At 66.2% G+C, this 25,101-nt stretch carries 19 protein-coding genes; 10 read left to right on the top strand and 9 right to left on the bottom strand.

Annotated features, from left to right (window positions below):
- The first annotated feature begins 177 nt into the window (after positions 1 to 177).
- The 3 genes from lysS (at position 178) to VER16_RS08385 (ending at position 5,362) form a co-directional block, all read left to right on the top strand.
- The gene (lysS, locus tag VER16_RS08395; RefSeq protein WP_324807116.1) at positions 178 to 1,689 is read left to right on the top strand and encodes a lysine--tRNA ligase; all 1,512 of its coding nucleotides are present in this window, start codon (positions 178 to 180) and stop codon (positions 1,687 to 1,689) included.
- A 201-nt stretch (positions 1,690 to 1,890) separates the two neighbouring features.
- A complete protein-coding gene (locus VER16_RS08390) occupies positions 1,891 to 3,030 on the top strand; it encodes a two-component system response regulator (protein ID WP_324807114.1) in 1,140 nt (379 codons plus the stop codon).
- A 154-nt stretch (positions 3,031 to 3,184) separates the two neighbouring features.
- Entirely contained in the window at positions 3,185 to 5,362 is a 2,178-nt protein-coding gene (locus tag VER16_RS08385) for a response regulator (protein ID WP_324807112.1), read from the top strand.
- 12 nt (positions 5,363 to 5,374) lie between these two features.
- Here the strand turns inward: VER16_RS08385 and VER16_RS08380 are convergent, their stop codons facing one another.
- The 5 genes from VER16_RS08380 to betI form a co-directional block, all read right to left on the bottom strand.
- Positions 5,375 to 6,244: a crotonase/enoyl-CoA hydratase family protein gene (locus tag VER16_RS08380; protein ID WP_324807110.1), complete on the bottom strand. Its 870-nt coding sequence runs from the start codon at positions 6,242 to 6,244 to the stop codon at positions 5,375 to 5,377.
- Positions 6,245 to 6,444: 200 nt separating this feature from the next.
- Positions 6,445 to 8,121 carry a long-chain fatty acid--CoA ligase gene (locus VER16_RS08375; RefSeq protein ID WP_324807108.1) on the bottom strand — a complete coding sequence of 559 codons (1,677 nt, stop codon included), beginning with the start codon at positions 8,119 to 8,121 and terminating at the stop codon, positions 6,445 to 6,447.
- 241 nt (positions 8,122 to 8,362) lie between these two features.
- Complete coding sequence (gene betA / locus VER16_RS08370; protein ID WP_324807107.1) at positions 8,363 to 10,045, bottom strand: choline dehydrogenase; 1,683 nt, start codon at positions 10,043 to 10,045, stop codon at positions 8,363 to 8,365.
- Positions 10,046 to 10,063: 18 nt separating this feature from the next.
- Positions 10,064 to 11,536 carry a betaine-aldehyde dehydrogenase gene (gene betB / locus VER16_RS08365; protein WP_324807106.1) on the bottom strand — a complete coding sequence of 491 codons (1,473 nt, stop codon included), beginning with the start codon at positions 11,534 to 11,536 and terminating at the stop codon, positions 10,064 to 10,066.
- Positions 11,537 to 11,573: 37 nt separating this feature from the next.
- Positions 11,574 to 12,164, bottom strand: coding sequence for a transcriptional regulator BetI (gene betI, locus VER16_RS08360; RefSeq protein WP_324807104.1), 591 nt, complete (start codon positions 12,162 to 12,164; stop codon positions 11,574 to 11,576).
- Between the two features lie 168 nt (positions 12,165 to 12,332).
- Here betI and VER16_RS08355 point away from each other — a divergent pair, with 168 nt between their 5' ends.
- Positions 12,333 to 13,880 (top strand): BCCT family transporter, encoded by a 1,548-nt coding sequence (locus VER16_RS08355; protein ID WP_324807102.1) that lies wholly within the window; start codon positions 12,333 to 12,335, stop codon positions 13,878 to 13,880.
- 63 nt (positions 13,881 to 13,943) lie between these two features.
- On the opposite strand, the gene VER16_RS08350 is transcribed toward VER16_RS08355, so the two are convergent.
- Together VER16_RS08350 and VER16_RS08345 are read right to left on the bottom strand one after the other, a co-directional pair.
- The gene (locus VER16_RS08350; protein WP_324807100.1) at positions 13,944 to 14,576 is read right to left on the bottom strand and encodes an AAA family ATPase; all 633 of its coding nucleotides are present in this window, start codon (positions 14,574 to 14,576) and stop codon (positions 13,944 to 13,946) included.
- Positions 14,576 to 14,950 carry a type II toxin-antitoxin system Phd/YefM family antitoxin gene (locus VER16_RS08345; protein WP_324807098.1) on the bottom strand — a complete coding sequence of 125 codons (375 nt, stop codon included), beginning with the start codon at positions 14,948 to 14,950 and terminating at the stop codon, positions 14,576 to 14,578. Before VER16_RS08345 ends, VER16_RS08350 begins: the two co-directional genes overlap by 1 nt.
- A gap of 253 nt (positions 14,951 to 15,203) precedes the next feature.
- Between VER16_RS08345 and VER16_RS08340 the strand changes: the two genes are divergently transcribed.
- Positions 15,204 to 15,578, top strand: coding sequence for a hypothetical protein (locus tag VER16_RS08340; RefSeq protein ID WP_324807096.1), 375 nt, complete (start codon positions 15,204 to 15,206; stop codon positions 15,576 to 15,578).
- 124 nt (positions 15,579 to 15,702) lie between these two features.
- Here VER16_RS08340 and acnA read toward each other — a convergent pair whose 3' ends face one another.
- Positions 15,703 to 18,456, bottom strand: coding sequence for an aconitate hydratase AcnA (acnA, locus tag VER16_RS08335; RefSeq protein ID WP_324807094.1), 2,754 nt, complete (start codon positions 18,454 to 18,456; stop codon positions 15,703 to 15,705).
- 171 nt (positions 18,457 to 18,627) lie between these two features.
- Complete coding sequence (locus tag VER16_RS08330) at positions 18,628 to 19,530, bottom strand: LysR family transcriptional regulator (protein WP_049455867.1); 903 nt, start codon at positions 19,528 to 19,530, stop codon at positions 18,628 to 18,630.
- Positions 19,531 to 19,639: 109 nt separating this feature from the next.
- On the opposite strand from VER16_RS08330, the gene VER16_RS08325 reads away from it, so the two are divergent.
- The 5 genes from VER16_RS08325 to VER16_RS08305 all read left to right on the top strand — a co-directional run bounded on the left by VER16_RS08325 (position 19,640) and on the right by VER16_RS08305 (position 25,051).
- Positions 19,640 to 20,761 (top strand): 4-oxalomesaconate tautomerase, encoded by a 1,122-nt coding sequence (locus VER16_RS08325; RefSeq protein WP_324807091.1) that lies wholly within the window; start codon positions 19,640 to 19,642, stop codon positions 20,759 to 20,761.
- Positions 20,762 to 20,836: 75 nt separating this feature from the next.
- Positions 20,837 to 21,898: an ABC transporter substrate-binding protein gene (locus VER16_RS08320; protein WP_324807089.1), complete on the top strand. Its 1,062-nt coding sequence runs from the start codon at positions 20,837 to 20,839 to the stop codon at positions 21,896 to 21,898.
- A 14-nt stretch (positions 21,899 to 21,912) separates the two neighbouring features.
- Positions 21,913 to 22,746 carry an ABC transporter ATP-binding protein gene (locus VER16_RS08315; RefSeq protein WP_324807087.1) on the top strand — a complete coding sequence of 278 codons (834 nt, stop codon included), beginning with the start codon at positions 21,913 to 21,915 and terminating at the stop codon, positions 22,744 to 22,746.
- Positions 22,730 to 23,506, top strand: a complete 777-nt coding sequence (locus VER16_RS08310) for an ABC transporter permease (RefSeq protein WP_324807086.1) — start codon at positions 22,730 to 22,732, stop codon at positions 23,504 to 23,506. Before VER16_RS08315 ends, VER16_RS08310 begins: the two co-directional genes overlap by 17 nt.
- A gap of 120 nt (positions 23,507 to 23,626) precedes the next feature.
- Positions 23,627 to 25,051, top strand: a complete 1,425-nt coding sequence (locus VER16_RS08305) for an OprO/OprP family phosphate-selective porin (RefSeq protein ID WP_324807085.1) — start codon at positions 23,627 to 23,629, stop codon at positions 25,049 to 25,051.
- Positions 25,052 to 25,101: the final 50 nt, after the last annotated feature.

The raw sequence follows: 25,101 nt of genomic DNA, 5'->3' as shown, positions 1-25,101 counted from the left end.
TGGTCGACACACGGGCCGCCAACCAAGGGTGGCGACTACGAGGGCAAGGCCGCCAACCAAGGTTGGCGACTACCGGGGGCGGCGGCTGCGGGGCCGGGGGAGGGCGGTTTTGGTATGCTGGGCAACCGGCTGTGCCGGGTGCACCATCCCCCCTCACTACACGATTCCCGCAGATCCATGAGCGAAGCTACCGATACCCCCCCCGTCGACGAAAACAAGTTGATCGCCGAGCGCCGTGAGAAACTCAACGCGCTGCGCGGGCAGGGCATCGCGTACCCGAACGACTTCCGTCGCGAGGACTTTGCCGGGCAGCTGCAGGCCGAATTCGCCGATGCCGATGCCTGGACCGCCGAGGCGCTGGAAGGCAGCGGCCGCCAGGTGAAGATGGCCGGCCGCCTGATGGCCAAGCGCATCATGGGCAAGGCGAGCTTCGCCCAGATCCAGGACGAATCCGGCCGCATCCAGCTGTTCCTGCAGGGCGCCGCACTGGGCGATGCCTACACCGCCTTCAAGGGCTGGGACGTAGGCGACATCATCGCCGTCGAAGGCGGCCTGACCCGCACCAGGACCGGCGAACTGTCGGTGAAGGCCGAGTCGATCCGCCTGCTGACCAAGTCGCTGCGCCCGCTGCCGGACAAGTGGCACGGCCTGGCCGACGTCGAACAGCGCTACCGCCAGCGCTACGTCGACCTGATCGTGACCCCGGAATCGCGCGCGGTCTTCATCAAGCGCTCCAAGATCATCCGCGCCATGCGCGCGTGGCTGGACAACCGCGACTTCCTTGAAGTCGAAACGCCGATGATGCATTACATCCCCGGCGGCGCGGCGGCCAAGCCGTTCACCACCCACCACAACGCGCTGGATCTGGACCTGTACCTGCGCGTGGCGCCGGAGCTGTACCTCAAGCGCCTGACCGTGGGCGGCCTGGAGCGCGTCTACGAGATCAACCGCAATTTCCGCAACGAAGGAGTCAGCACCCGCCACAACCCGGAATTCACCATGATGGAGCTGTACGAGGCCTATGCCACGTACAACGAGATCATGGACCTGACCGAAGGCGTGATCCGTGACGTGGCGACCACCGTCAACGGTGGCACCGAAGTGGAGTGGGACGGGGCAAAGATCGACCTGGGCCCGGCGTTCCGCCGCTGGCGCATGGACGAAGCCGTGCGCCACCACAACCCGGAAATCTCCGCCGCCGACTGCACCGACCGCGAGGCGCTGCTGCGCCATTGCGAACGCCTGAAGATCCGCGTCAAGCCGTCCTACGGCTGGGGCAAGCTGCTGCTGGAGATCTTCGAAGCCACCGTCGAACACACCCTGATCCAGCCGACCTTCATTACCGACCACCCGGTGGAGGTCTCGCCGCTGGCCCGTGCCAACGACAACGATCCGGGCTACACCGACCGTTTCGAGCTGTTTGTCAACGGCAAGGAGCTGGCCAACGGCTTCTCCGAGCTGAATGACCCGGAAGACCAGGCGCAGCGCTTCCAGGCCCAGGTGGCGGCGAAGGAAGGCGGCGACGACGAGGCCATGCATTACGACGCCGATTACATCCGTGCGCTGGAGTACGGCATGGCCCCGACCGGCGGCCTGGGCATCGGCGTGGACCGGCTGGTGATGCTGCTGACCGGCAGCAGCTCCATCCGCGACGTGCTGCTGTTCCCCTACATGCGCCCCGAGCAGTAAGACGCAGTACCGGTCACGACTGTGCGCGCCGTCCCGGATCGGGCCGGCGCCATTGACGCCTTCCGCACTCGGCGTATGGTTGTTGCACGGCCTTGACGCTCGCTGTGGCTTGATGGCGTCGGGGAGTGTGCAATGTGTAGAACCCGCTTCACATTGTGACGACGATCATGAACCGGGGAGCGCGTGACGGGAGTCGTGCCGATGCAGGGTGCCAGTGTGCACAGCGGCGGGGTATCCTCGCTGGCTGATATTCCAGCGTGGTCGAGAAGGCAGGCAGAGAACGCCTTGAACATCGTCATCGTCGACGACCAGACGTCCGCAAGGACGATGCTGCGCCATGTCATTGAAGACATCGCGCCCGAATTGAGCGTGCACGACTTCGGCGACCCGCTTACCGCCCTGGCGTGGTGCGAGTCCTACGCGGTCGATCTGCTGCTGCTGGATTACCGCATGCCGGAGATGGACGGGCTGGAATTCGCCCGTCGTTTCCGCCGCCTGCCCAAGCACCGCGATATTCCGGTGATCCTGATCACTGTGGTCGGCGATGAGCCGATCCGGCAGGCGGCGCTGGAATCGGGCGTCATTGATTTCCTGGTCAAGCCGATCCGCCCGCGCGAGCTGCGGGCGCGCTGCTACAACCTGCTGCAGCTGCGCCAGCAGGCCGAGAACGTGAAGCAACGTGCGCTTTCACTGGAACAGCGCCTGCTGGCCAGCATGCACGAGGTGGAGGAGCGCGAACGCGAGACCCTTTCGCGGCTGGCGCGCGCCATCGAGTTCCGTGATGCGGGTACCAGTGCGTACCTGGAGCGCATGGCGCGGGTGGCGGGGCTGATCGCCGAACAGCTGGGGCTGCCTGAAGAGGACGCCAAACTGATCGAGATGGCCGCGCCGCTGCACGACATGGGCAAGATCGCCATCCCCGACGCGGTGCTGCTCAAGCAGGGCAAGCTCAACGACGAGGAGCTGGCGATCATGCGCCGGCACCCGCGCATCGGCCATGAACTGCTCAGTGGCAGCCAGAACCGTTTCATCCAGGTGGGGGCGCTGATCGCCCTGCGCCATCACGAGCGTTACGACGGCAGCGGCTACCCCGATGGCCTGGTGGGCGACGCGATCCCGCTGGAAGCGCGGATCGTGGCGGTCGCCGATGTGTTCGACGCGCTCATCTCACCACGTCCCTACAAGGAAGCATGGACCATGGAAGCTACCCTGGCTTATCTGTACGCCCAGCGCGGTCGTCTGTTCGACCCGCGCTGTGTTGACGCGCTGATGCGCGGGCGCAAGCAGCTGGCGGACATCTGCGCCCAGCACTCGACGGCATCCACGCGACCGGTCGGTTGACATGCAGGACCTGCGTCCACGGTTGATACACCGGCCGGCGCGGGAACCTGCGGGGGCCGCGTGCCAGTACCGCATGCCACGCACGTGGCAGGTACGGCAGCGGCTGCCCGGTGCCGTTTTCCCCTGATGTGCCGACGGATGCCCCCTCACGCCCATGGATACCTCCGCAACGTCCCCCCTGCCATCCCCTTCGCTGCTGCGCCGGCTGAAACAGCGCCTGGCCGGCCGCGAGGACAGCGAGCATGCGCAGAACCTGATCCGCATCGTCATCACCGCGTTGTTCATCAGCTATCTCGGCTGGCGCTCCTTCAGCGGGGGCGGCGACACCTTGACGGCGACCTGGCTGATCCTGGCGTTCGAGCTGACGATCTCCGCCGGCCTGCTGGCGGCGATCCTGCTGCAGCCGCGCGCATCGCATGTGCGCCGGGTGATCGGCATGCTGACCGACTACACCTGCATGGCCTGGATCATGACCATCCAGGGTGAGCCTGCTGCGCCCCTGTATGCCGTGATGCTGTGGGTGACCATCGGCAACGGCATGCGCTATGGCAGCACCTATCTGCGCGTGGCCACGGCGATGGGCTTTGTCGCCTTCCTGTGCACGGTGGTGCTGTCGCCGTACTGGCGCGCCCATGAGTACCTGGGCTGGGGCCTGCTGCTGGGCCTGGGGGCCATTCCGCTGTACTTCGATTCGCTGCTGCGCGCGCTGACCCGTGCGGTGGCAGAGGCACGCCAGGCCAATGAGGCCAAGAGCCGGTTCCTGGCCAACATGAGCCATGAATTCCGTACGCCGCTGAACGGCCTGGCCGGCATGACCGAAGTGCTGGCCACCACCCGACTGGACGATGAGCAGCGCGAATGCCTGAGCACGATCCAGGCCTCGACCCGCAGCCTGCTGGTGCTGGTGGAAGAGGTGCTGGATATTTCGGCCATCGAGGCGGGCAAGGTGCGCGTGGAGCGCAACGAGTTCGAACTGGCCAATGTGCTGCAGGCGATCAATCTGATCCTGGCTCCGCAGACCCGCTCCAAGTCGCTGGAGTACCGGGTGATGGTGGACGAGAACGTGCCGCCGCGCCTGTACGGCGATGCGGGCCATCTGCAGCAGATCCTGCTCAATCTGATGGGCAATGCGGTCAAGTTCACCGACAGCGGTTTCGTTCATCTGCGGGTGTCGGGGCAACCGGCGTCCGGTAGCGGCAACCGCATGCGCCTGCGCTTTGAGATCCTCGACAGCGGCATTGGCGTGCCGGCCGCGATGCGCAGCCGCTTGTTCGAGCCCTTCGAGCAGGCCGACGTCGGCCTGGCCCGGCGCCACGAGGGCACCGGGCTGGGCACGACCATTGCCAAGGGCCTGGTGGAATCGATGGGGGGCCAGGTGGGCTATGCGCCCAACCTGCCGCGCGGCAGCCTGTTCTGGGTGGAACTGGAGCTGGAACCGGCCAGCGTGACCGAGGAGGTGGCCGCGCCTGCCGAGGAGGGTGGCAATGTCATCGCCTTCTCCAATCCGTTCCTGCGCCACCGTGCACGGGTGCGCAGCCTGCGCGTGCTGGTGGCCGATGACCACGAAGCCAACCGCATGGTCCTGCAGCGCCTGCTGGAGAAAGCCGGGCACAAGGTGACCTGCGTGAATGGCGGCGAACAGGTGCTGGACACGCTGGAACAGGCCAGTTTCGATGCGGCGATCGTCGATCTGCACATGCCCGGCATGAGCGGCCTGGATCTGCTCAAGCAGCTGCGGGTGATGCATGCCAGCGGCATGCCCTATGTGCCGGTGATGGTGCTCAGTGCCGATGTCACGCCCGAATCCATCCGCAGCTGCGAGCAGGCCGGCGCGCGGGCCTTCCTGGCCAAGCCGGTGGTGGCCACGCGCCTGTTGGACGTGCTGGCGGACGTTGCCGCCAACGTCCGCGCCGGTACCAGCCTGGAAGCAGTGCCGCCGCAGGTGGTCAGCAACGGCGTGTTCGATCCGGCCGTGCTGGACGAACTCGCTTCACTGGGCATGGGCGATGGCTTCGAGCGCAAGTTCATCGACCAGTGCCTGGCCGACGTCGATCTGTGCATGAAGCATATCCAGAGCAGTGCCGAGCAGCAGGACTGGGAAGAGTTCCGTGAGCGTGCCCACGCCCTGCGCGGGGTCACCAGCAACCTGGGCCTGGTGCAGGTGGCGGCCACCAGTGGTGAACTGATGCGGATGGCTGATTGGCAGCTCAAGGCCGAGTGGAGCGTCCGTGTCTCCAGCCTGGCCGCTGCATTGCGCAGCGGCAGGAAGGCGCTCGACGCACGTATTGCCGGCGTTGTCCGGCAGGACGATGGCGAGCGGTCGCCTTCCTGATCCGCGCGGGGTTCAGGCCCCATCCCCATTGCGGCGTGCCTGCGCCCGCACCAGTCGGTCCATCGTGCGCAGGGACTTCTCGCCGAGCTGCATGGCGGTGTCCACCCAGATTTCGGTGATCCGCATCATTTCGTGCAGCGGCACCTGGGTGGCGATCTCGTTGACCTGGCGCATGGCGGCCCAGGCGTGCGGGATGCGCTTGCTGTCCTTGATGACCTGTTCCACCGCGGCCACGCCTTCGCCGACCGGTACCACCACGTCGACCAGGCCCATCTGCTTCAGTTCGCTGGCCGTGTAGAGGTTGCCCTCCAGCATGATCTTCTCGGCCAGGCGCGGGCTGATGCGCTGGCACAGGAAGGAATAGGCGCCCATGCCGGGGAACAGGTCGAACAAGACCTCCGGCAGGCCCATCAGCACGCCTTCCTCGGCGACGATGGTGTGGCAGCTCAACGCGGCTTCGAAGCCGCCGCCCAGGGCATTGCCCTGCACCAGGGCGATGCTGTGCGCGCGCGTGCCCAGCCCGGCGTGGAAGGCGTGCACGCCACGGACGCAGCGCTGCGCGTAGTCGAGCAGGCGGGCACGGTCACCTTCGCGGATCAGGCGGCAGAACAGCTCCAGGTCTCCGCCCAGATTGAAGACATCGCTGTCCGAAGCCAGTACGACATGGGGCGACAGTGCATGGGAGGCCGAGAGGCGTTCGCCCAGGTCGCGCTGGTAGTCGACGATATCGTCCACCAGCCGGGAGGCGAAGCAGGGCCGGCCCGGCTGTTCGGCTAGGTGGGCATGCATGTGGATCCAGTAGACGTTTCTTTCCTGCTCCTCGGTCAGGCGCAGGGTGGGGTGGCGCGAGGCGCGGGAAATGAAGGGATGGACTGCAGACATGGGTGTTCTCCGTATGACCGTCCGGCCGACCGCAGAGCGGACGGAGAAGAGTGAGGGGGCAAGCTGAACGTGCGGCGGCGAGTGATTCTATGCACTCCCTGTGAACCGCCCGCAAGCGGCCAGGCCCCCGCCGGCCGCGCAAACAGAAGGCCCGGGTCGTCGCCGACCCGGGCCTGTCCGTTACCTCTGCCCGCAAACCCTTACGGGGCGGGCGTATCGCGGAGTTCGCGACGCAGGATCTTGCCGACATTGGTCTTCGGCAGCTCTTTTCGGAATTCTACGATTCTGGGGTGCTTGTAGCCGGTGAGGTTGGCACGCGCGTGTTCCTTGACCATTTCGGCGGTCAGGTTCGGGTCCTTCTTCACGATGACCACCTTCACCACCTCGCCGGATTTCTCGTCCGGCACGCCGACGGCGGCCACTTCCAGTACGCCCGGCATCATCGCGATGACGTCCTCGACTTCGTTCGGGTACACGTTGAAGCCGGACACCAGGATCATGTCCTTCTTGCGGTCGACGATGTAGAAGAAGCCCTGTTCGTCCATCTTCGCCATGTCGCCGGTGTGCAGCCACTGGTCGGCATCGATGGCGGTGGCGGTTTCGTCGGGGCGCTGCCAGTAACCCTTCATCACCTGCGGGCCGCGGATGCACAGTTCACCCACCTCGCCCATGGCCAGGGTGTTGCCGTTGTCGTCCTTTATGCACGCATCGGTGGACGGAATCGGCAGGCCGATGGCGCCGTTGTATTCCTTCAGGTCCAACGGATTGATGCAGGCCGCCGGCGAGGTCTCGGTCAGGCCGTAAGCCTCGACCAGGGTCACCCCGGTGACCTTCTTCCAGCGCTCGGCCACCGCACGCTGCACGGCCATGCCACCGCCCAGGGTCACCTTCAGCGAGGAGAAGTCGACGGTGTCGAAACCGGGGGTGTTGAGCAGGCCGTTGAACAGGGTGTTGACGCCGGTGATGGCGGTGAAGCGCACCGACTTCAGTTCCTTGACGAAGCCCTTCATGTCGCGCGGGTTGGTGATGAGGTGGTTGCAGCCACCGAACTTCATGAAGACCAGGCCGTTCGCCGTCAACGCGAAGATGTGGTACAGCGGCAGAGCGGTGATGATCCACTCCTTGCCCGGCTCGATGCCCGACGCGCCGATCCAGGCCGAGGCCTGCTGCATGTTGGCGATCAGGTTGCGGTTGGTCAGCATCGCGCCCTTGGCCACGCCCGTGGTACCGCCGGTGTACTGCAGGAAGGCGACGTCGTCGTGGTCGATCTCGACCTTGGGCAGTGTGTGGCGGCTGCCCAGCGCCAGGGCCTGGCGGAAGCGCACCGCGCCCTTCAGATGGTAGTTGGGCACCATCTTCTTGATGTACTTCAGCACGAAGTTGACGATCGTACCCTTCAGGCCGAGCAGGTCGCCCAGGCCGGTGGTGACGACGTGCTTGACCGGGGTATCAGCGATGACCTGTTCGACGGTATCGCCGAAGTTGTCGACCACCACCAGTGCGCTGACGCCTGCGTCGACCAGCTGGTGCTTCAGCTCGCGCGCGGTGTACAGCGGGTTGACGTTGACCACGGTGAGGCCCGCGCGCAGCACGCCGAAGGTGGCTATCGGGTACTGCAGGCAGTTGGGCATCATCAGGGCGACGCGGTCGCCCTTCTTGAGCTTCAGCTCACCCAGCAGATAGGCGGCGAACTGCTCGACCAGGGCGTCGGTCTGCCCGTAGGTGAGGATCTTGCCGAAGCTGGAGTAGGCAGGGCGGTCGCGGTACTTGGCGACCGAGGCGTCGAAGACCGAAGCTACCGAATGGAACTCGTTGATGTCGATCTCGGCGGGAACGCCTTTCGGATAGCTCTGCAGCCAGGGACGATCCAGACTCATATTCCCCCTCCAGGAATCGTTTTTGATGGGTGCGGCGCGGACAGTATCCGCCGGAACCGCTGCGGGCAGCATACCGTTCCGTAGGGAAAACGCGAAGGGGGCGTCGCGGTCAGTGCGCCGGTGGTTGGTAGGATGGGCTGGCGTGTGCCCACCAAGGTGGGCACCTACCGGTCGTTCGGCGCGGGTTGGCGTGTGCCCACCAAGGTGGGCACCTGCCGGGGGTCGGGGCGTGGCATTCGCGTCAGCTGCGGTTGCGTGCCGGGGCGCCGTTGGCCCTGTAGTAGGGCGCGCTGCTGCGCGGCAGCGGCGTGCGGCCACGGATCACGTCGGCCAGCTTCTCGGCCATCATGATGGTCGGCGCGTTGAGGTTGCCGGTGACCACCTGCGGCATGATCGAGGCATCGACAATGCGCAGGGCCTCCAGGCCGTGCACGCGGCCCTGGCCGTCGACCACTGCCATCGGGTCATCGGCGTGCCCCATTTTGTTGGTGCAGGACGGGTGGTAGGCCGTCTCGGCGTGCTCGCGCACGAAGCCATCGATCTGCGCATCGGTCTGCAGCTCGCGGCCGGGCGAGATCTCGCGGCCACTGTAGGGCGCCAGCGCCGGCTGCGCGAAGATCTCGCGGGTGATGCGGATGGCCGCGCGGAACTCGCGCCAGTCCTGCTCGTGCGACATGTAGTTGAACAGGATGCTGGGGTGCACGCGCGGATCCTTGGACACCACGTGGACGCGGCCGCGGCTGGGCGAGCGCATCGAGCCGACGTGCATCTGGAAGCTGTGCGCCTTGATCGGGTTGGAGCCGTTGTAGTTGATGGCCACCGGCAGGAAGTGGTACTGCAGATTCGGCCAGTCGAAGGATTCGTCGCTGCGGATGAAGCCGCCGGCTTCGAACTGGTTGCTGGCGCCGATGCCGGTGCCCAGGAACAGCCATTCGGCGCCGATGGCCGGCTGGTTGTACAGCTTCAGGGCCGGCGCCAGCGATACCGGCTTTTTGCATTCGTACTGCAGGTACATCTCCAGGTGATCCTGCAGGTTGGCGCCGACGCCGGGCAGGTGATGCACCAGGTCGATGTCCAGGCTGCGCAGCAGATCGGCCGGGCCGACACCGGAGCGCTGCAGGATCTGCGGCGAGGCGATGGCGCCGCCACACAGCAGCACCTCGCGGCGCGCGGTGGCACGCTGGGGCTGGTCGTTGTGCAGCCACTGCACGCCCACCGCGCGCTTGCCCGAGAACAGGATGCGGTCGGTGAGGGCATGGGTGGCGATGGTCAGGTTCGGGCGCGGTTTTGCCAGGTCCAGGTAGCCACGGGCGGTGCTGGAGCGGCGGCCCTTCGGCGTGACCGTGCGGTCCATCGGGCCGAAGCCTTCCTGCTGGTAGCCGTTGAGATCGTCGGTGCCCGGGTAACCGGCCTGCACGCCGGCTTCGACCATCGCGGCGAACAGTTCGTTGTTGCCGGCCTTGGGCGTGGTCACCCGCAACGGGCCGTCGCCGCCGTGGTAGTCGTTGGCGCCGATGTCACGGGTCTCGGCCTTGCGGAAGTAGGGCAGGCAGTCCAGATAGGTCCAGTCTTCCAGGCCCGGCAGGCTGGCCCAGTGGTCATAGTCCATGGCGTTGCCGCGGATGTAGCACATGCCGTTGATGAGCGACGAGCCGCCCAGGCCCTTGCCGCGGCCGCAGTCCATGCGCCGGTTGTTCATGAAGGGCTCCGGGTCGGTCTTGTACGCCCAGTTGTAGCGCGTGCCCTGCAGCGGATAGGCCAGTGCGGCCGGCATCTGTGTGCGGAAGTCGAGGCGGTAGTCGGGGCCGCCGGCTTCCAGCAGCAGCACGCTGACGTCGGCATCCTCGGTGAGGCGGGTGGCCAGCACGTTGCCGGCCGAACCGGCGCCGATGATGATGTAGTCGTACTCGTTGGGGGTGCTCATGGTTGTTCTCCTGCGGGTTCAGAACACGCTGGCGTAGTCGCCCAGTTCGACCTGCACCGACTTGATGCGGGTGTAATGGCCCAGGGTGGACAGGCCGTTCTCGCGGCCGACGCCGGACTGCTTGTAGCCACCGACCGGCATTTCGGCCGGCGATTCACCCCAGGTGTTGATCCAGCAGATGCCGGCTTCCAGGCGATGGATGATGCGGTGGGCGCGGCTGATGTCCCTGCTGACCACGCCAGCGGCAAGACCGAACGTGGTGTCGTTGGCGCGACGGATCACTTCGTCCTCGTCGTCGTAGGCGAGGATGCTCATCACCGGCCCGAAGATTTCTTCGCGCACGATGGTCATGTCGTCACGGCAGTCGGAGAACACGGTGGGCAGCACGTAGGCACCCTCGGCCAGCGTGCCTTCGCTGGCACGGCCGCCACCGGTCAGCAGGCGGGCGCCTTCGGCCTTGCCGCTGTCGATGTAGCGCAGCACGTTGTCCATATGCGCGAAGCTGACCATCGGCCCGAAGTTGGTGTCGGCTGACTGCGGATCGCCGATGCGGATGCGCTTGACCCGCTCGACCACCGCGGCCTCGAATGCGGCCAGCATGCGGCGCGGCACGAACACGCGGGTGCCGTTGGTGCAGACCTGGCCGGAGCTGAAGAAGTTGGCCATCACCGCGATGTCGGCGGCGCGGTCCAGGTCGGCGTCATCGCAGATGACCAGCGGCGACTTGCCACCCAGTTCCATGGTCACTTCCTTCAGCGAGGACGAGGCGGCCGCGGCCATCACCTTCTTGCCGGTGGTCACGCCACCGGTGAAGGAGATCTTTTCGATCACCGGGTGTTCGGTGAGCCAGTTGCCGATCTCGGCGCCCGGGCCCTGGACGACGTTGAACACGCCGTCCGGTACACCGGCTTCGCTGTAGATCGCGGCCAGCTCCAGGGCGGTCAGCGGGGTCACCTCTGAGGGCTTGAACACCATCGCGTTGCCGGCGGCCAGCGCGGGCGCCGACTTCCACAGGGCGATCTGGATGGGGTAGTTCCAGGCGCCGATGCCGGCGACCACACCCAACGGTTCGCGGCGGGTGTAGAAGAAGCTCGATTCGCGCAGCGGCAGCTGGATGCCTTCGATGGCGGTGGCCAGGCCGGCGTAGTACTCCAGCACGTCCGCGCCGGTGACGATGTCCACCGTGGTGGTCTCGGCCAGCGCCTTGCCGGTATCCAGGGTTTCCAGGCGGGCCAGCGCATCATTGCGTTCGCGCAGGAGGTCGACCGCACGGCGCAGGATGCGCGAGCGCTCCATCGCGGTCATCGCCGCCCACACCTTCTGGCCTTCGGCTGCGCTGCGCACCGCGCGCTCGACGTCGGCCTGGCTGGCGATCTGCACCTCGGCCAGCACCTGGCCGTTGGCGGGGTTGATGCTCTGGAAGGACTTGCCACTGGTGGCGTCGACGCGTTGGCCGTGGATGTAGAGCTGTTGCACGGGCAGGGCGGTCATGGGCGTACTCCTGGGAAGGGGGCGGATGCTCAGGCGCTTATAGCGCGTGGGCCTGTAACTGGAAGTCGATGTAGCCGTAGGCGATGCGCCGGGCCTTGTCGGCGTTGAACTGGCCGCCGACCAGGCTGCCGCGCAGCCACAGGCCGTCGATCATCGCGGCCAGGCCACGGGCGGCCAGGCGGGCGTGGTCGTGCGGCAGCACGCGGTTGAACTGGTGGCACAGGTTGGAGAACAGCCGCTGGTCATTGGCGCGCTGCAGCCGGGCCAGTTCCGGCTGGTGCATGCTGGCGGCCCAGAAGGTCAGCCACACGCGCATGGCCGTGCCATTGGTCTGGCTGTCGTCGAAGTTGCCATCGACGATCGCGCGCAGGTGGTCGCGCGGGTCGCTGCCTGCGGCGTCGCGGTAGCGGGCAACGGCGGTCTTCAGTTCGCGCAGGATCTGGCGCATGGCGGCATTGAGCAGGCCATCCTTGTCGCCGAAATAGTGGGCCACGATGCCGCTGGACAGGCCGGCCTTGCGCGCGATGGTGGCGACGGTTGCGTCCGCCATGCCGATCTCGTCAATGGTCTGGAAGGTCGCCTGGATCAACTGTTCGCGGCGGACAGGTTCCATGCCTTTCTTCGGCATCGTGTCTCCAACGGGTGCGGCCCGGGTATCGGCAGAGTGTTCATCATACTTTTTATTGATTGAACGTTCAATCAATAAACCATAGGATGCCGGTGCGCCCCCACGCCATGGGCCCGGCTACCGGTCCGGCCCCGCCCATGTGCCTTCCCGGACCGATGAGACGACCCCATGCCTGCCCTGGCTCATTCCAAGCGCCTGCCTCTGCGCTTGAACCGTTTCGTGTTCTTCAGCGCGTCCCTTTCCATTGGTGTCCTCGGCGCGTTGACCGTGTTCTTCCCGGAGGCCAGCGAGCACTGGCTGCAATGGGCGCAGGCGGAGGTGTCAGCCGCCTTCGGCTGGTGGTACATGCTGCTGCTCGTGGCCAGCCTGGGCTTCGTGCTGTGGCTGGCGTTCTCGTCCTACGGGCGGATCCGGCTGGGCCATAACGAGGAATCCCCGGCGTTCGGCTACGTGCCATGGGTGTCGATGCTGTTCTCGGCCGGCATCGGCATCGCGCTGCTGTACTACGGTGCCTACGAGCCGCTGGATCATTTCCTGAATCCACCCGGGCAGCCCGGCAGTACCGTGGCTGCCGGCCGCGAAGCGATGGTGCTGACGTTCCTGCACTGGGGCCTGCACGGGTGGGCGCTGTATGCCCTGGTCGGCGTTGCGCTGGGCTACTTCGCCTATCGGCGCAACCTGCCGCTGGCGCTGCGCTCGGCGCTGCATCCGATCTTCGGGGAGCGCATCCATGGCCGCATCGGTGACATGGTGGATGGCTTCGGCATCCTCGCTACGCTGATCTCGATGGTCACCAACCTGGGCATCGGCGCGCTGGTGGTGCAGTCCGGGCTGGTCTACCTGTTCCATGTGCCCGATACGCCGCACGTGCTGGTGGTGATCGTGCTGGTGATGATGGCGGTGGCCACGATCGGCGTGGTGGCCGGTGTGGAAAAAGGCATTGCCTGGCTGTCCAATCTCAATGTGCGGCTGCTGTGTGCGCTGCTGCTGTTCGTGCTGCTGACCGGGCCGACCCTGCATCTGCTGGATGGGCTGGTGCAGAACACCGGTGACTACCTCGGCGCGTTCGTGCGCAAGAGCTTTGACATGTACCTCAACGATCCCAAGGGGCGGACCTGGATTGGCTCGTGGACGCTGTTCTACTGGGCATGGTGGATTGCCTGGGCGCCGTTCGTGGGCCTGTTCGTTGCCCGCATCTCACGCGGCCGCACCATCCGCGAGGTGATTCTGGGCGTGCTGCTGATCCCCTTGGGATTCACCTTGGCGTGGTTGTCGATCTTCGGCAATACCGCCATTGATCTGGTGCTGAACCACGGGCAGGCGGTGCTGGGGCAGGTTGCCCAGCAGGATGCGGCGATGACGCTGTTCAAGCTGCTGGAATACCTGCCGGGGGCGCCCTATGTGGCGGGCGCAGCGGTGATGATCGGCTTCGTACTGTTCCTGACGCCGGTTGATTCAGGCACGCTGATGATCGCCAACCTGTGCACCCGCCGCGTGGATGATGGCGTGGAAGACGGCCATGACGCGCCGATCTGGCTGCGCGTGTTCTGGGCCGCGGGCATTACCGTGGCATCGGTGGGGCTGCTGCTCGCCGGCAATTTCGGCGCGATGCAGACGGCCGTGGTGCTGTGTGGGCTGCCCTTCTCGGTGATCCTGGCCTTCTACATGATCGGGTTGCTGCGGGCATTGCGCAGTGATCCGGACGCGCCGCATTGACCTCGGCGGCTTCGTAGCGTCGAGCGTGCTCGACTGATGGCAATGGGGCCCGGCGCTGGGGGTTTACAGGCGCAGGGCGGCTTCCAGCAGCGGGGCGGCCCAGGCGGGGGTGGCCGCGAGCGTATCGAGGTCATCGGCCTGGGGATACAGCACCTGGCCAGCATCCATCTGCAGCAGCAGCTGCGGATCGGGAACGGCTTCGCCGGGCGCGGCATCGGCGCTGTTGTCGTAGATCTGCAGCTGGGCCAGCACCGGCATCAGCCGTATCAGGTTCTGCTGGGCCAGCGGCCAGCGCCGGCGGATATCGGCCTCGTTGATGGGGTGCCCACCGTGGCGTACCCGCGCCTGCACGCGTGCGATGTGCTGCTCCGGGCTGGACAGCCCGCAGAACCACATCAGCACGTCGTGGCTGTGGCTGGCTTCGTGCAGCAGGGCGGCGATGGAATTGCCGCCCAGCGTGGTCTCGAAAGCGTGGTTGCGGCCCTGATCGAGGGCATCGCGGATGCGGTTGACGCCTTCCTGCCAGGCCTGGGCATTGGCTTCGGCCTGGGACAGGCCCGACAGCCCGCGCAGGCCACGGGCGAAGGAGTCCGGATTGAACCAGTCCAGCCCGGCCTCGCGCAGCACGTGGCCGCCCACCGAACTCTTGCCGGCGCCGTTGACGCCGGCAAGGACGTACAGGAACGGTCGCGACATCAGTGCCCCGTGCCGGCCTTGACCTGTCCCTTCAGGCGGGCCGGGCGGCGCAGCAGGGCGCGCGCGGTGTCACCGGCCTGGGCCTGCTGCAGCACGGCCAGGCGCTGGTCGAAGCCGGCACGCAGTTCGGCCAGGCCCGGGTCCTGCCCGCGCAGGGCTTCCAGCGAGGATTCCAGCGCTTCCACCCGGGCCTGCAGCGCGCGGTACTGCTCGATGGAGACGATGACCGCCTGCGGCTCGTTGTGGTTGGTGACCACCACCATGCGCTGGTCGCGGACCTCCTGCATGACCTTGCGCCAGTGCTCCTTCACCGACGATGCGGTGGTGTGGGTCAGCTCGTTGATGGGGTCGAAGCGGACGGGCAGGTGAAGCATGGCGGGGCTCCAGGGGGACCTTTGGCGCCAGCCTACACCGGATGCGGATGAATTTCATGAATAGTGAAAAACATACGAAATATGAAATGTGGATATTGGCATTTCGTGCCATCCCTAAAGACACCGTACGCATCCGTACTGCACCATCACAGGCTGTGAAGCAAGGGAGCGCGCGATGCGCATTGCAGTAAGTTGCCTGCTGTTCTGCAGTTGCGCTGTCGCCGTGGCGCAGACGTCGCCACCGATGCGGCAGTTGGATTACCCCGTGCTGGCGATGGGCGACACGGGGCAGTTCCGGGTGCAGGTACCGGCGTATGCAGGCGGTCAGGGCCGGGTGTCGTACGCGGCACATGCGCTGATGCCGGGCAGCAGCGAGGACCGCGGCTACCGGTTCGTGGCCGTGCACTGCGAAGACCCCGGGTTCACCCCGGTGGTGCATTACGAGAACCGCGGCGTGGTGTGTTCGCGCATTGGCCAGGCAGCGCACCCGGCGTTCGGGATGGTGGTGACCGTGGTCAATACCGGCGCCGCAGATGGCGAGACCCTCATGGAAGAGGGTCTGCGTGGGCTGGTGTACTACGTGGGACCGAGCGCGGCCCCGTGGCGGATCTACGGCGTGCAGCCGTAGCAGCCATTGCCCTGGAAGATGCCAACCTTGGTTGGCACGCCAGACCCCGGTAGGTGCCAACCTTGGTTGGCACGTCGGGATCAGTCGAGCATGGCTCGACTCTACAGAAGCGAATGAGTTCGCGTCATTTGCTGGCCAGCTGGCGCAGCACGTACTGCAGCAGGCCGCCGTGGCGGAAGTACTCCACTTCCTTCGGGGTCAGCAGCATCACCGAGACCTCGAAGGTCTTCTTCGTGCCATCGGCCTTGGTCGCGGTCACCGTGGCACGCTTGCTGGCACCGTCTTCCAGACCAGTGATGTCGATCGTCTCCGACCCATCCAGGCCCAGCGACTGCGCGTTCTCACCGTTGCGGAACTGCAGCGGCAGCACGCCCATGCCGACCAGGTTGGAGCGGTGGATGCGCTCGAAGCTCTCGGCCACCACGGCCTTCACGCCCAGCAGCAGGGTGCCCTTGGCGGCCCAGTCACGCGAGGAGCCGGTGCCATATTCCTTGCCGGCCAGCACCACCAGCGGCACGTTGTCGGCCTTGTACTTCATGGCCGCGTCGTAGATCGCCAGCTTTTCCGGCTGGCCACCGTTGGCCGGGTAGTACAGGGTATTGCCGCCTTCCTCGCCACCAAACATCAGGTTCTTGATGCGGATGTTGGCGAAGGTGCCGCGGACCATGACGTCATCGTTGCCGCGGCGGCTGCCGTAGCTGTTGAAGTCGGCCGGCTGCACGCCGCGTTCCTGCAGGAAGCGGCCCGCCGGCGAATCCTTCTTGATGTTGCCGGCCGGGGAGATGTGGTCGGTGGTGATCGAATCGCCGAACAGGCCCATCACGCGTGCACCGTGCACATCGTTGATGCTGCCGGTCTGCATGGTCATGCCATCAAAGTACGGCGGGTTCTTGATGTAGGTGGAGGCATCGCTCCATTCGTACAGGTTGCCGTCCGGCGAGGCGATGGTGTTCCAGCGGGTATCGCCCTTGAACACGTCGGCGTAGTTCTGCTTGAACATCTCCGGGCCGATGGTGGCGGCGATGACATCGCCGATTTCCTTGTTGCTTGGCCAGATGTCGCGCAGGAACACCGGCTGGCCATCGCTGCCGGTGCCCAGCGGCTGGGTGGTCAGGTCGATGTCGGTGGTGCCGGCGATGGCGTAGGCCACCACCAGCGGCGGGCTGGCCAGATAGTTCATCTTCACTTCGGGATGCACGCGGCCCTCGAAGTTGCGGTTGCCCGACAGCACCGAGGTGACCACCAGATCGCCGGCGGCGATGCCGGCGCTGACTTCGGTCGGCAGCGGGCCGGAGTTGCCGATGCAGGTGGTGCAGCCGTAGCCGACCACGTAGAAGCCGATCTTCTCCAGCTCCTTCAGCACGCCGGCCTTTTCCAGGTAATCGGTAACCACGCGCGAGCCTGGGCCGAGCGAGGTCTTCACCCAGGGCTGGCGGTTCAGGCCCTTGGCGGCGGCGTTGCGGGCCAGCAGGCCGGCGCCGATCATCACCGCCGGGTTGGAGGTGTTGGTGCAGGAGGTGATGGCGGCGATGACCACCGCGCCGTCCTTCAGGCGGACCTTGCGGCCTTCGGTCTCGATGTCCGCATAACCCTTGGCCAGTTGTTCGTTGCCGACCGCCGCGCCGCCGCCTTCGCTGACGAAGGTGGAAACATCGGCGCTGCGCTTGTCACGGTTGCCGGTGAGGCCGACCAGCGCTTCGCGGTAGTTCTTCTGCACGTCTTCCAGCAGCACGCGGTCCTGCGGGCGCTTGGGGCCGGCCAGCGAGGGCTTGACCGTGCCCATGTCCAGTTCCAGCGTGCTGCTGTACTGGGCCGGCGCGCTGCCCGGTTCGTGCCACAGGCCCTGAGCCTTGGCATAGGCCTCGACCAGGTTGATCTGTTCGTCGCTGCGGCCGGACAGGCGCAGGTAGTTCAGCGATTCGTGATCGATCGGGAAGATGCCGCAGGTGGCGCCGTATTCGGGGGCCATGTTGCCGATGGTGGCGCGGTCGGCCAGTGGCAGGTGCTGCAGGCCATCGCCGAAGAACTCGACGAACTTGCCGACCACGCCGAGCTTGCGCAGCATCTGGGTAACGGTCAGCACCAGGTCGGTGGCGGTAGCGCCCTCGGGCAGCTTGCCGGTGAGCTTGAAGCCGACCACCTGCGGGATGAGCATCGAGGACGGCTGGCCCAGCATGGCCGCCTCGGCCTCGATGCCGCCCACGCCCCAGCCGAGCACGCCGATGCCGTTGATCATCGTGGTGTGGCTGTCGGTACCGAACACGGTATCGGGGTAGGCCACCGCCTTGCCATCCTTGTCGGCAGTCATCACCACGCGGGCCAGGTTCTCCAGGTTCACCTGGTGGACGATGCCGGTGTTGGGCGGCACCACCTTGAAGTTGTCGAAGGCCTTCTGGCCCCAGCGCAGGAAGCCGTAGCGTTCCTGGTTGCGCTGGAACTCGATCTTGCCGTTGAGGTCCAGCGCGTCGGGCTTGCCGAACACATCGACCTGCACCGAGTGGTCGATGACCAGTTCGGAGGGGATCTGCGGGTTGATCTGCTCGGGCTTGCCGCCCAGCTTGACCACTGCATCGCGCATGGCGGCCAGGTCGACCACGCAGGGCACGCCGGTGAAATCCTGCAGGACCACGCGCGCGGGCATGAAGGCGATTTCGGTATCCGGCTCGGCGCTGGGCTGCCAGCGCGCCACCGCTTCGATGTGGTCGGGGCCGACGGTGGCGCCGCCGTCCTCGTGCCGGAGCAGGTTCTCCAGCAGGATCTTCATCGAATAGGGCAGGTGGGAAATGTCGAAGCGCTTGCCGAGCGTGGGAAGGCTGAAGTAGTCGTAGGTCTTGCCGCCGACGTCCAGCTGGCTGCGGGTGGAGAACGAATCGCTCATGCGGGATGACTCCTCTTGCGGATGGCTTGCTATGGCCCACCGTGGCAGGCCTGCTTGCGTTTGACGGCGGCGTTCCGGCCGCCGGATCCCCGCCAGTATGGCCGAGCGGGGAGGGGCTGGAACGCCCTTGGCGCAGGACGCAAGGTTACATGGCTGTATGTAGTGCCGATGTCACGGTTTGCCGCGCCACTGGCTCATCAGCATCTGCAGGAAGCGCTCGGCGGTGGGTGAGAGCAGGGCGCCGCGACGGCGCACGATGCCGATGGTGCGCGACACCACCGGATTGCCGATCGGGCGGGTCACCAGGATCGGGTGGTCGCCATCGGGGGTGGCCATTTTCGGCAGCACCGACACGCCGATGCCGGCTTCGACCATGCCCAGCGAGGTGGACAGGTGGGTCACTTCGTAATGCCAGCTCAACTTCAGGTTCTCGCGCGCCAGCGCGCCATCCAGCAGCGTGCGGTTGCCGCTGGTGCGGTGCACGGTGATCAGCTGGTGCTGGGCCAGGTCGGCCCATTCGACCTTGCGTTTGCGCGCCAGCGGATGGTCGCGGCGGCAGGCGAGCACGAAGGGGTCTTCGGCCAGGACGTCGAAATCCAGGTTGGGGTCGTTGGCACCCATGAAGTTGATGCCGAATTCGACTTCGCCGCGTTCCACCGCCTGCAGGCCCTCGGTGGCCGGAATGTCCAGGATGCGGAAGCGCACGTTGGGATGCGCCTCGTGGAAGCGCGCCATGACGCTGGGCAGGAAGTAGAACGCGGCCGTCGGCAGGCAGGCGATGGTGACGGTGGCGCCACGGGTGTCCTCGCGACCGCGCAGCGAGAACAGCGAGCCATCGAATTCTTCCAGCATGCGCCGCACCAGCGGCAGCAGGTTCTCGCCCACCGCCGTGGTGCTGACGCTGCGCGTGGTGCGTTCCAGCAGGGGTGAGCCGACCGCCTGTTCCAGCTTCTGGATGCGTCGGCTGAGCGCGGGCTGCGATACGTGCAGGCTTTCAGCAGCGCGGTGGAAGCTGCGCGTTTCGGCCACAAGCAGAAAGGCGCGCAGGTCGAGGATTTCGCAATTGATGCTCATTAGGTATCAATCATCCAAAAATCAGCAATTCACAGATCAATCGGGGTCATGCCAGTATCGAATCACAGAGGGGGTATTCATCCCCTATACGCATCAATCTAGCACACGTATGTCCAACGATCTGCTCAGCATTCCCTGCGTGCTCATGCGCGGTGGTACTTCCAAAGGCCCCTTCTTCCTGGCTTCCGATCTACCGGCGGACACCGCCCGGCGCGACCGCCTGTTGCTGGAAGTGATGGGCTCGGGCCACCCGCTGCAGATCGACGGCATCGGCGGCGGCAATGCCCTGACCAGCAAGGTGGCGATCATCGACCGTTCCAGCCGTGCCGATGCGGACGTGGACTATCTGTTCGCCCAGGTACGGGTGGAGCAGCAGGTGGTGGATACCTCGCCGAACTGCGGCAACATGCTGGCCGCCGTCGGCCCGTACGCCATCGAGCGCGGGCTTGTGCAGGTACAGGACCCGCAGACCCGGGTGCGCATCTTCAACGTCAATACCGGCAAGCTGATCGTGGCCACGGTGGAAACCCCGGGCGGTGAAGTGGTGTACCGCGGTGATACGCGCATTGCCGGTGCGCCGGGCTCGGCCTCGCCGGTACGCTTGTCCTTCCTGGATGCGGCCGGTGCGCGCACCGGCAAGCTGCTGCCCAGTGGCCACGCGCAGGAAACCATCGATGGCGTGGCGGTAAGCCTGATCGATTGCGCGATGCCGATGATGCTGGTGCGCGCCGAGGACCTCGGTGTGCGCGGCGATGCGTCACCGGCCGAGCTGAATGCGGATGCCGCTTTCCTTGCGCGCCTTGAGGCGCTGCGTATCGAAGCCGGTGCGCGGATGGGCATCGCCGATGCGGGCAACAAGGTGATTCCCAAGCCAGTGCTGCTTTCCGCGCCGCAGCATGGCGGCCACCTGCAGGTGCGCTACTTCATGCCCCACCAGTGCCACACCGCACTGGCGATCACCGGCGGCGTGGGCCTGGCCACGGCGGCGGTCACCCCGGGCACGCTGGCCAACACTTTTGTCGCATGCCTGGACCTGCCCGGCAGCATTACCCTCGAACATCCGAGCGGGGCCCTGGACGTGGGCCTGAGTCGCAGCTCGGACGATGCGCCGGTGGTTGCCAGCGTGGTCCGTACCGCCCGCCGCCTGTTTGAAGGCCGCGTGTTCGCGACCTCGCCCGCACACGCCGAGGACTGTTCCACCCAAGCCCGCCAATGGACTTCAGCGGCATGACCTGAAACCGGTCGGCCCGCGCAGTGGCGCGTGGCCGGCCACCACAACGTAGATGCTTCACTCCTGGGAGGGATGATGTACAAGCAGATGTTCATGGCCGCGCTGTGCGCGGCTGGCCTGGCCATGGCCGGGTGCAGCAACAAGGGCGCCGAAGCACAGGGTGCCGCCGCCGGCAGTGCCGACACCGCGCCGGTGCGGATCAGCGTGGGGTCGTACAACCTCAACAACCTGCCGTTCTTCATTGCCGATTCCAAGGGCTACTTCAAGGACGTCGGCCTGGAGGTGAAGACCGAGAACTTCGCCCAGGGCGGTTCCAAGGTGCTGCAGGCGCTGGTGGCCAACTCCACAGATGTGGCGGTGGGCTTCTATGACCACACCATCCAGATGCAGGCCAAGCACAAGGACGTGGTGGGCTTCGTGCTGCTGTCGCGCAATTCCGGGCTGGTGATGGCCGGCCGCGATGACGCGACCTTCGACCCGGCGCGCCCGGAGACGATCAAGGGCCAGAAGGTGGGCATCACCGCACCGGGCTCCTCGTCGGACTTCTTCGTGCGCCACTTCCTGGCACAGCATGACATTGCGGTGGACAGCATTTCGCTGATCGGCGTCGGCTCGGGCGCTGCTGCGGTGGCGGCGCTGGAGCAGGGCAAGATCGACCTGCTGGTGAACTACGATCCGGCCGCCACCCTGATCACCGAGCGCAAGGTCGGCAAGATCATCATCGATGCGCGCAGCGATGACGGTGCACGCCAGGTCTACGGCGGGCTGTACCCGACCTCGGTGATGTATGCCAACCGCAGCTTCCTGGAGCAGCGCCCGGAGGCGGCCGAGAAGATCGCCCGCGCCGAGCAGATGGCCCTGAAGTTCATCGCCGACCACAGCGCCGAGGAGATTGTCGCCGCACTGCCCGACAGCTACGTGTCCGGTGACCGCGCCACCTATGCCCGCGCGGTGGAGAACGCCCGCGCGATCTTCACCACCGACGGCCACTTCACCCCGGCCGATCTGGAAACGCCGCTGAAGGTGCTGCGCGAGTTCAACAAGGATGTCGCCAACGCTGACATCGATCTGTCCAAAACCTACACCAATGCCTTTGTCGAGCGTGCCCACGCTGCGGCGCCGGCTGCCCAACCGTAATCGGAGGTAACCCCATGGCCCTCAATGCCACCGTGCGCCAGCTCAACGGCGCGCCGCAGCTGGAGCCTGCACAGACGATGGTCGCCATCAACAAGGTGACCATGTCCTTCGGCGAATTCACCGCCGTGCGTGATGTCGACATCCAGGTGGGCGACGGCGAGTTCCTCGCCATCGTCGGCCCGACCGGCTGCGGCAAGAGCACCATCCTCAATTCCGTGGCGGGCCTGCTCAAGCCCTCCTCCGGTGAAGTGGCCATTGACGGCCAGAAGGTCAATGGGGTGCAGGAGTCGGTGGGCTACCTGTTCCAGCAGGATGCACTGCTGCCGTGGAAGACGGCCTACCAGAACGTCGAGCTGGGCCTGCGTTTCCGTGGCGTGCCCGAGGCCGAACGCAAGGCCAAGGCCAATGCCTGGCTGGCCAAGGTGGGCCTGACCGGTTTCGAGCACCGCTACCCGCACCAGCTCTCCGGTGGCCAGCGCAAGCGCGTGCAGATGGCGCAGGCGTTGATCGTCGAGCCGAAGGTGATCCTGATGGACGAACCGTTCTCGGCACTGGACATCCACACCCGCCACCTGATGCAGAACGAACTGCTGCGCCTGTGGCAGGAGGATCGCCGCTCGGTGATCCTGATCACCCACGACCTGGAAGAAGCCATCGCCCTGGGTGACCGCGTGGTGGTGCTGTCCTCCGGCCCGGCCAGCCGGGTGGTGCGTAGTTTCGATGTGGACCTGGAACGGCCACGCAATGTCGCCGAAATCAAGCTGGACGAACGTTTCACCGACCTGTACCGCGACATCTGGGCCTGCCTGCGCGGCGAAGTGGAGAAGAGCTATGCACGCCAAGACTGACAAATTCATCCAGCTGGCCCTGGTCATCGCCGTGTTCGGTGGCTGGGAAGGCGGCATCGCGCTGGGCGTGATCGATCCGTTCTTCTTCCCCTCGCCGACGGCGATCGTGAAGCAGGCCTGGACCTGGCTGTCCGACACCTCGTTCTACCAGCACGTCTACATCACCCTGACCGAGACCGCGCTGGGCTACCTGATCGGTACCGGCCTGGGTGTGGCCGGCGGTGTCTGGCTCGGCCTGAGCCGTCGCTCGGCGCGCATCCTCGATCCCTTCATCAAGGGCTTCAACGCGATCCCGCGCGTGGTGCTGGCACCGATCTTCGTGTTGTGGCTCGGCCTGGGCCTGTGGTCGAAGGTGGCCCTGGCGGTGACCCTGGTGTTCTTCACCACCTTCTTCAACGCCATGCAGGGCGTGCGTGAAGTGAACCCGGTGGTGCTGGCCAACGCGCGCATCCTGGGTGCGGGCCGCAGCGACCTGCTGCGCCACGTGTACTTCCCGGCCGCCGCCAGCTGGATCCTGTCCTCGCTGCGTACCTCGGTGGGCTTTGCTGTGGTTGGCGCCATCATCGGTGAGTACCTCGGCGCTTCGGCTGGCCTGGGCTACCTGATCGCGCAGGCCGAGGGCAACTTCAATGCCGTGGGTGTGTTTGCCGGCATCATCATCCTGGCCGCCTTCGTGCTGGTCATCGATGCGCTGCTCGACGTGGTCGAGAACAAGCTGATCACCTGGCGTCCCAACGCCCAGGCTCAAGCCACCAGCTGAGCCTTGCTGCCGCGCCGCCAGGCTGACCTGGCGGCGCGCGCTGCCTCCCCCGATCTTCCCCCGCACCACCGTAACAGGCCAGCGCCAGGCCAGGGGGCCGGCTGGCCGGAGAGAGAACCCATGAACACGCACACCGTGCTGCCCCGCGCAGCGCTGTCGGTCGCGCTCGGTCTGCTGTTGGCCAGCGGCCATGCCGGAGCGCAGTCCGCGCCGGCCCCGTTGAGCCAGGCCGAACTGTCGGCGCTGGTGCAGCAGCAGGCGCTGCAGATCCAGCAGCTGGAGGCGCGGCTGCGCGCCGTTGAAGGCGGGCAGGACGGCGCTGCAGCCCCGGCGCCGGCACCGGCACCAGTATTGGAAAGCCGCGTAGCGGCGCTGGAATCGAGCCAGTCGAAGACGCCCAAGGTGTCCTGGGCCAAGGGCGCACCGGAATTCAGCAGCGCCGATGGCAAGGTGGCCTTCCGCCCGCGCGGCCGCTTGTTCGTTGATGGCTCGAGTACCGATGGCTCGTCGGTGTCCGACCGCAACATTTCCGGTACCGAGATCCGCTCGGTACGTCTGGGCGCCGAGGGCCGCTACGGCATCCTCGGCTGGGCGGTGGAGGGCGACTTCGCCGACAACGCGGTGGCGTGGAAATCGGTCTATGCGACCGTGGACCACAGGCTGTTCGGGCTGCCGGCCGACCTGACCGTCGGCAACCGGCTGAATGACCGTGGCATCGACGGCTCCAGCAGCACCTCCAATACGCCGTTCCCGGACCGCAACGTGGTCGGTACGTTGATGCTGCCACAGCGTGGCCTGTTCGGCGTCGGCCTGACCGAGCGTGTGTATGGCAAGGGCTGGCATGCCAGCCTGTCGGTGGCAGGCAACGACCTGAACAACGCCGGCAATGACAACGACAGCCAGACCTGGGCCACGCGCGTGCACTGGAACCCGGTGGCGAGCAAGGCGGCCACCGTGCACCTGGGCGCCTGGGCCTTCCATGAAGAGATCGCTGCCGGTGCCACTGGCGTGCTGCGCAGTTCGGCCATTGCCGGGCATTTCAACGATCTGGTGAAGATCGCCCCGGGCACCCTGGCCGGCGCCGAGCGCAGCACGGCCTACGGCCTGGAAGCGGCAGGGTTCTTCGGCCCGGCCTGGGCGACCGGTGAATGGGGCACGCGCAACCTGCGCGGGGTCGACGCCAGCGGCCGCTATGACCTGGACCACCAGGCTTGGGCGGTGTCGGCGGGCTGGTTCCTGGCCGGCGCAATGCCCGCCTACTCGGGCAAGGCCGGTACGTGGGGCAAGGTGAAGGTGGCCGACCCGGTGACCGACGGCGGCGCCGGGGCCTGGGAACTGAAGGCGCGCTATGAGGACGTGGACTACGCCGAGCTGCCGACCGGCGGCACCGGCCACGCCTGGACGCTGGGAACGAACTGGTACCTGAACGACTACAGCCGGCTGATGTTCGAGGCGATCCGCTGGCAGACCGACAACCGCAGCGGCAGCGGGCAGGGCAGGGACGAGGGCACCACCTTCAATACCCGGCTGCAGGTGGTCTTCTAAGTACGTGGCTGGCGGTATGGCCCCTTCGGTATGTATAATTCGTGCATACC

This window comes from Stenotrophomonas sp., from assembly GCF_035634915.1.
Classification (GTDB): Bacteria; Pseudomonadota; Gammaproteobacteria; order Xanthomonadales; family Xanthomonadaceae; genus Stenotrophomonas.
This window is presented reverse-complemented; position numbering and strand designations above follow the sequence as displayed.

Coding starts and splice junctions, on each gene's coding strand:
- lysS (WP_324807116.1), top strand. CDS start 178: ATGAGCGAAGCTACCGATACCCCCCCCGTCGACGAAAACAAGTTGATC.
- VER16_RS08390 (WP_324807114.1), top strand. CDS start 1,891: ATGCAGGGTGCCAGTGTGCACAGCGGCGGGGTATCCTCGCTGGCTGAT.
- VER16_RS08385 (WP_324807112.1), top strand. CDS start 3,185: ATGGATACCTCCGCAACGTCCCCCCTGCCATCCCCTTCGCTGCTGCGC.
- VER16_RS08380 (WP_324807110.1), bottom strand. CDS start 6,244: ATGTCTGCAGTCCATCCCTTCATTTCCCGCGCCTCGCGCCACCCCACC.
- VER16_RS08375 (WP_324807108.1), bottom strand. CDS start 8,121: ATGAGTCTGGATCGTCCCTGGCTGCAGAGCTATCCGAAAGGCGTTCCC.
- betA (WP_324807107.1), bottom strand. CDS start 10,045: ATGAGCACCCCCAACGAGTACGACTACATCATCATCGGCGCCGGTTCG.
- betB (WP_324807106.1), bottom strand. CDS start 11,536: ATGACCGCCCTGCCCGTGCAACAGCTCTACATCCACGGCCAACGCGTC.
- betI (WP_324807104.1), bottom strand. CDS start 12,164: ATGCCGAAGAAAGGCATGGAACCTGTCCGCCGCGAACAGTTGATCCAG.
- VER16_RS08355 (WP_324807102.1), top strand. CDS start 12,333: ATGCCTGCCCTGGCTCATTCCAAGCGCCTGCCTCTGCGCTTGAACCGT.
- VER16_RS08350 (WP_324807100.1), bottom strand. CDS start 14,576: ATGTCGCGACCGTTCCTGTACGTCCTTGCCGGCGTCAACGGCGCCGGC.
- VER16_RS08345 (WP_324807098.1), bottom strand. CDS start 14,950: ATGCTTCACCTGCCCGTCCGCTTCGACCCCATCAACGAGCTGACCCAC.
- acnA (WP_324807094.1), bottom strand. CDS start 18,456: ATGAGCGATTCGTTCTCCACCCGCAGCCAGCTGGACGTCGGCGGCAAG.
- VER16_RS08330 (WP_049455867.1), bottom strand. CDS start 19,530: ATGAGCATCAATTGCGAAATCCTCGACCTGCGCGCCTTTCTGCTTGTG.
- VER16_RS08325 (WP_324807091.1), top strand. CDS start 19,640: ATGTCCAACGATCTGCTCAGCATTCCCTGCGTGCTCATGCGCGGTGGT.
- VER16_RS08320 (WP_324807089.1), top strand. CDS start 20,837: ATGTACAAGCAGATGTTCATGGCCGCGCTGTGCGCGGCTGGCCTGGCC.
- VER16_RS08315 (WP_324807087.1), top strand. CDS start 21,913: ATGGCCCTCAATGCCACCGTGCGCCAGCTCAACGGCGCGCCGCAGCTG.
- VER16_RS08310 (WP_324807086.1), top strand. CDS start 22,730: ATGCACGCCAAGACTGACAAATTCATCCAGCTGGCCCTGGTCATCGCC.
- VER16_RS08305 (WP_324807085.1), top strand. CDS start 23,627: ATGAACACGCACACCGTGCTGCCCCGCGCAGCGCTGTCGGTCGCGCTC.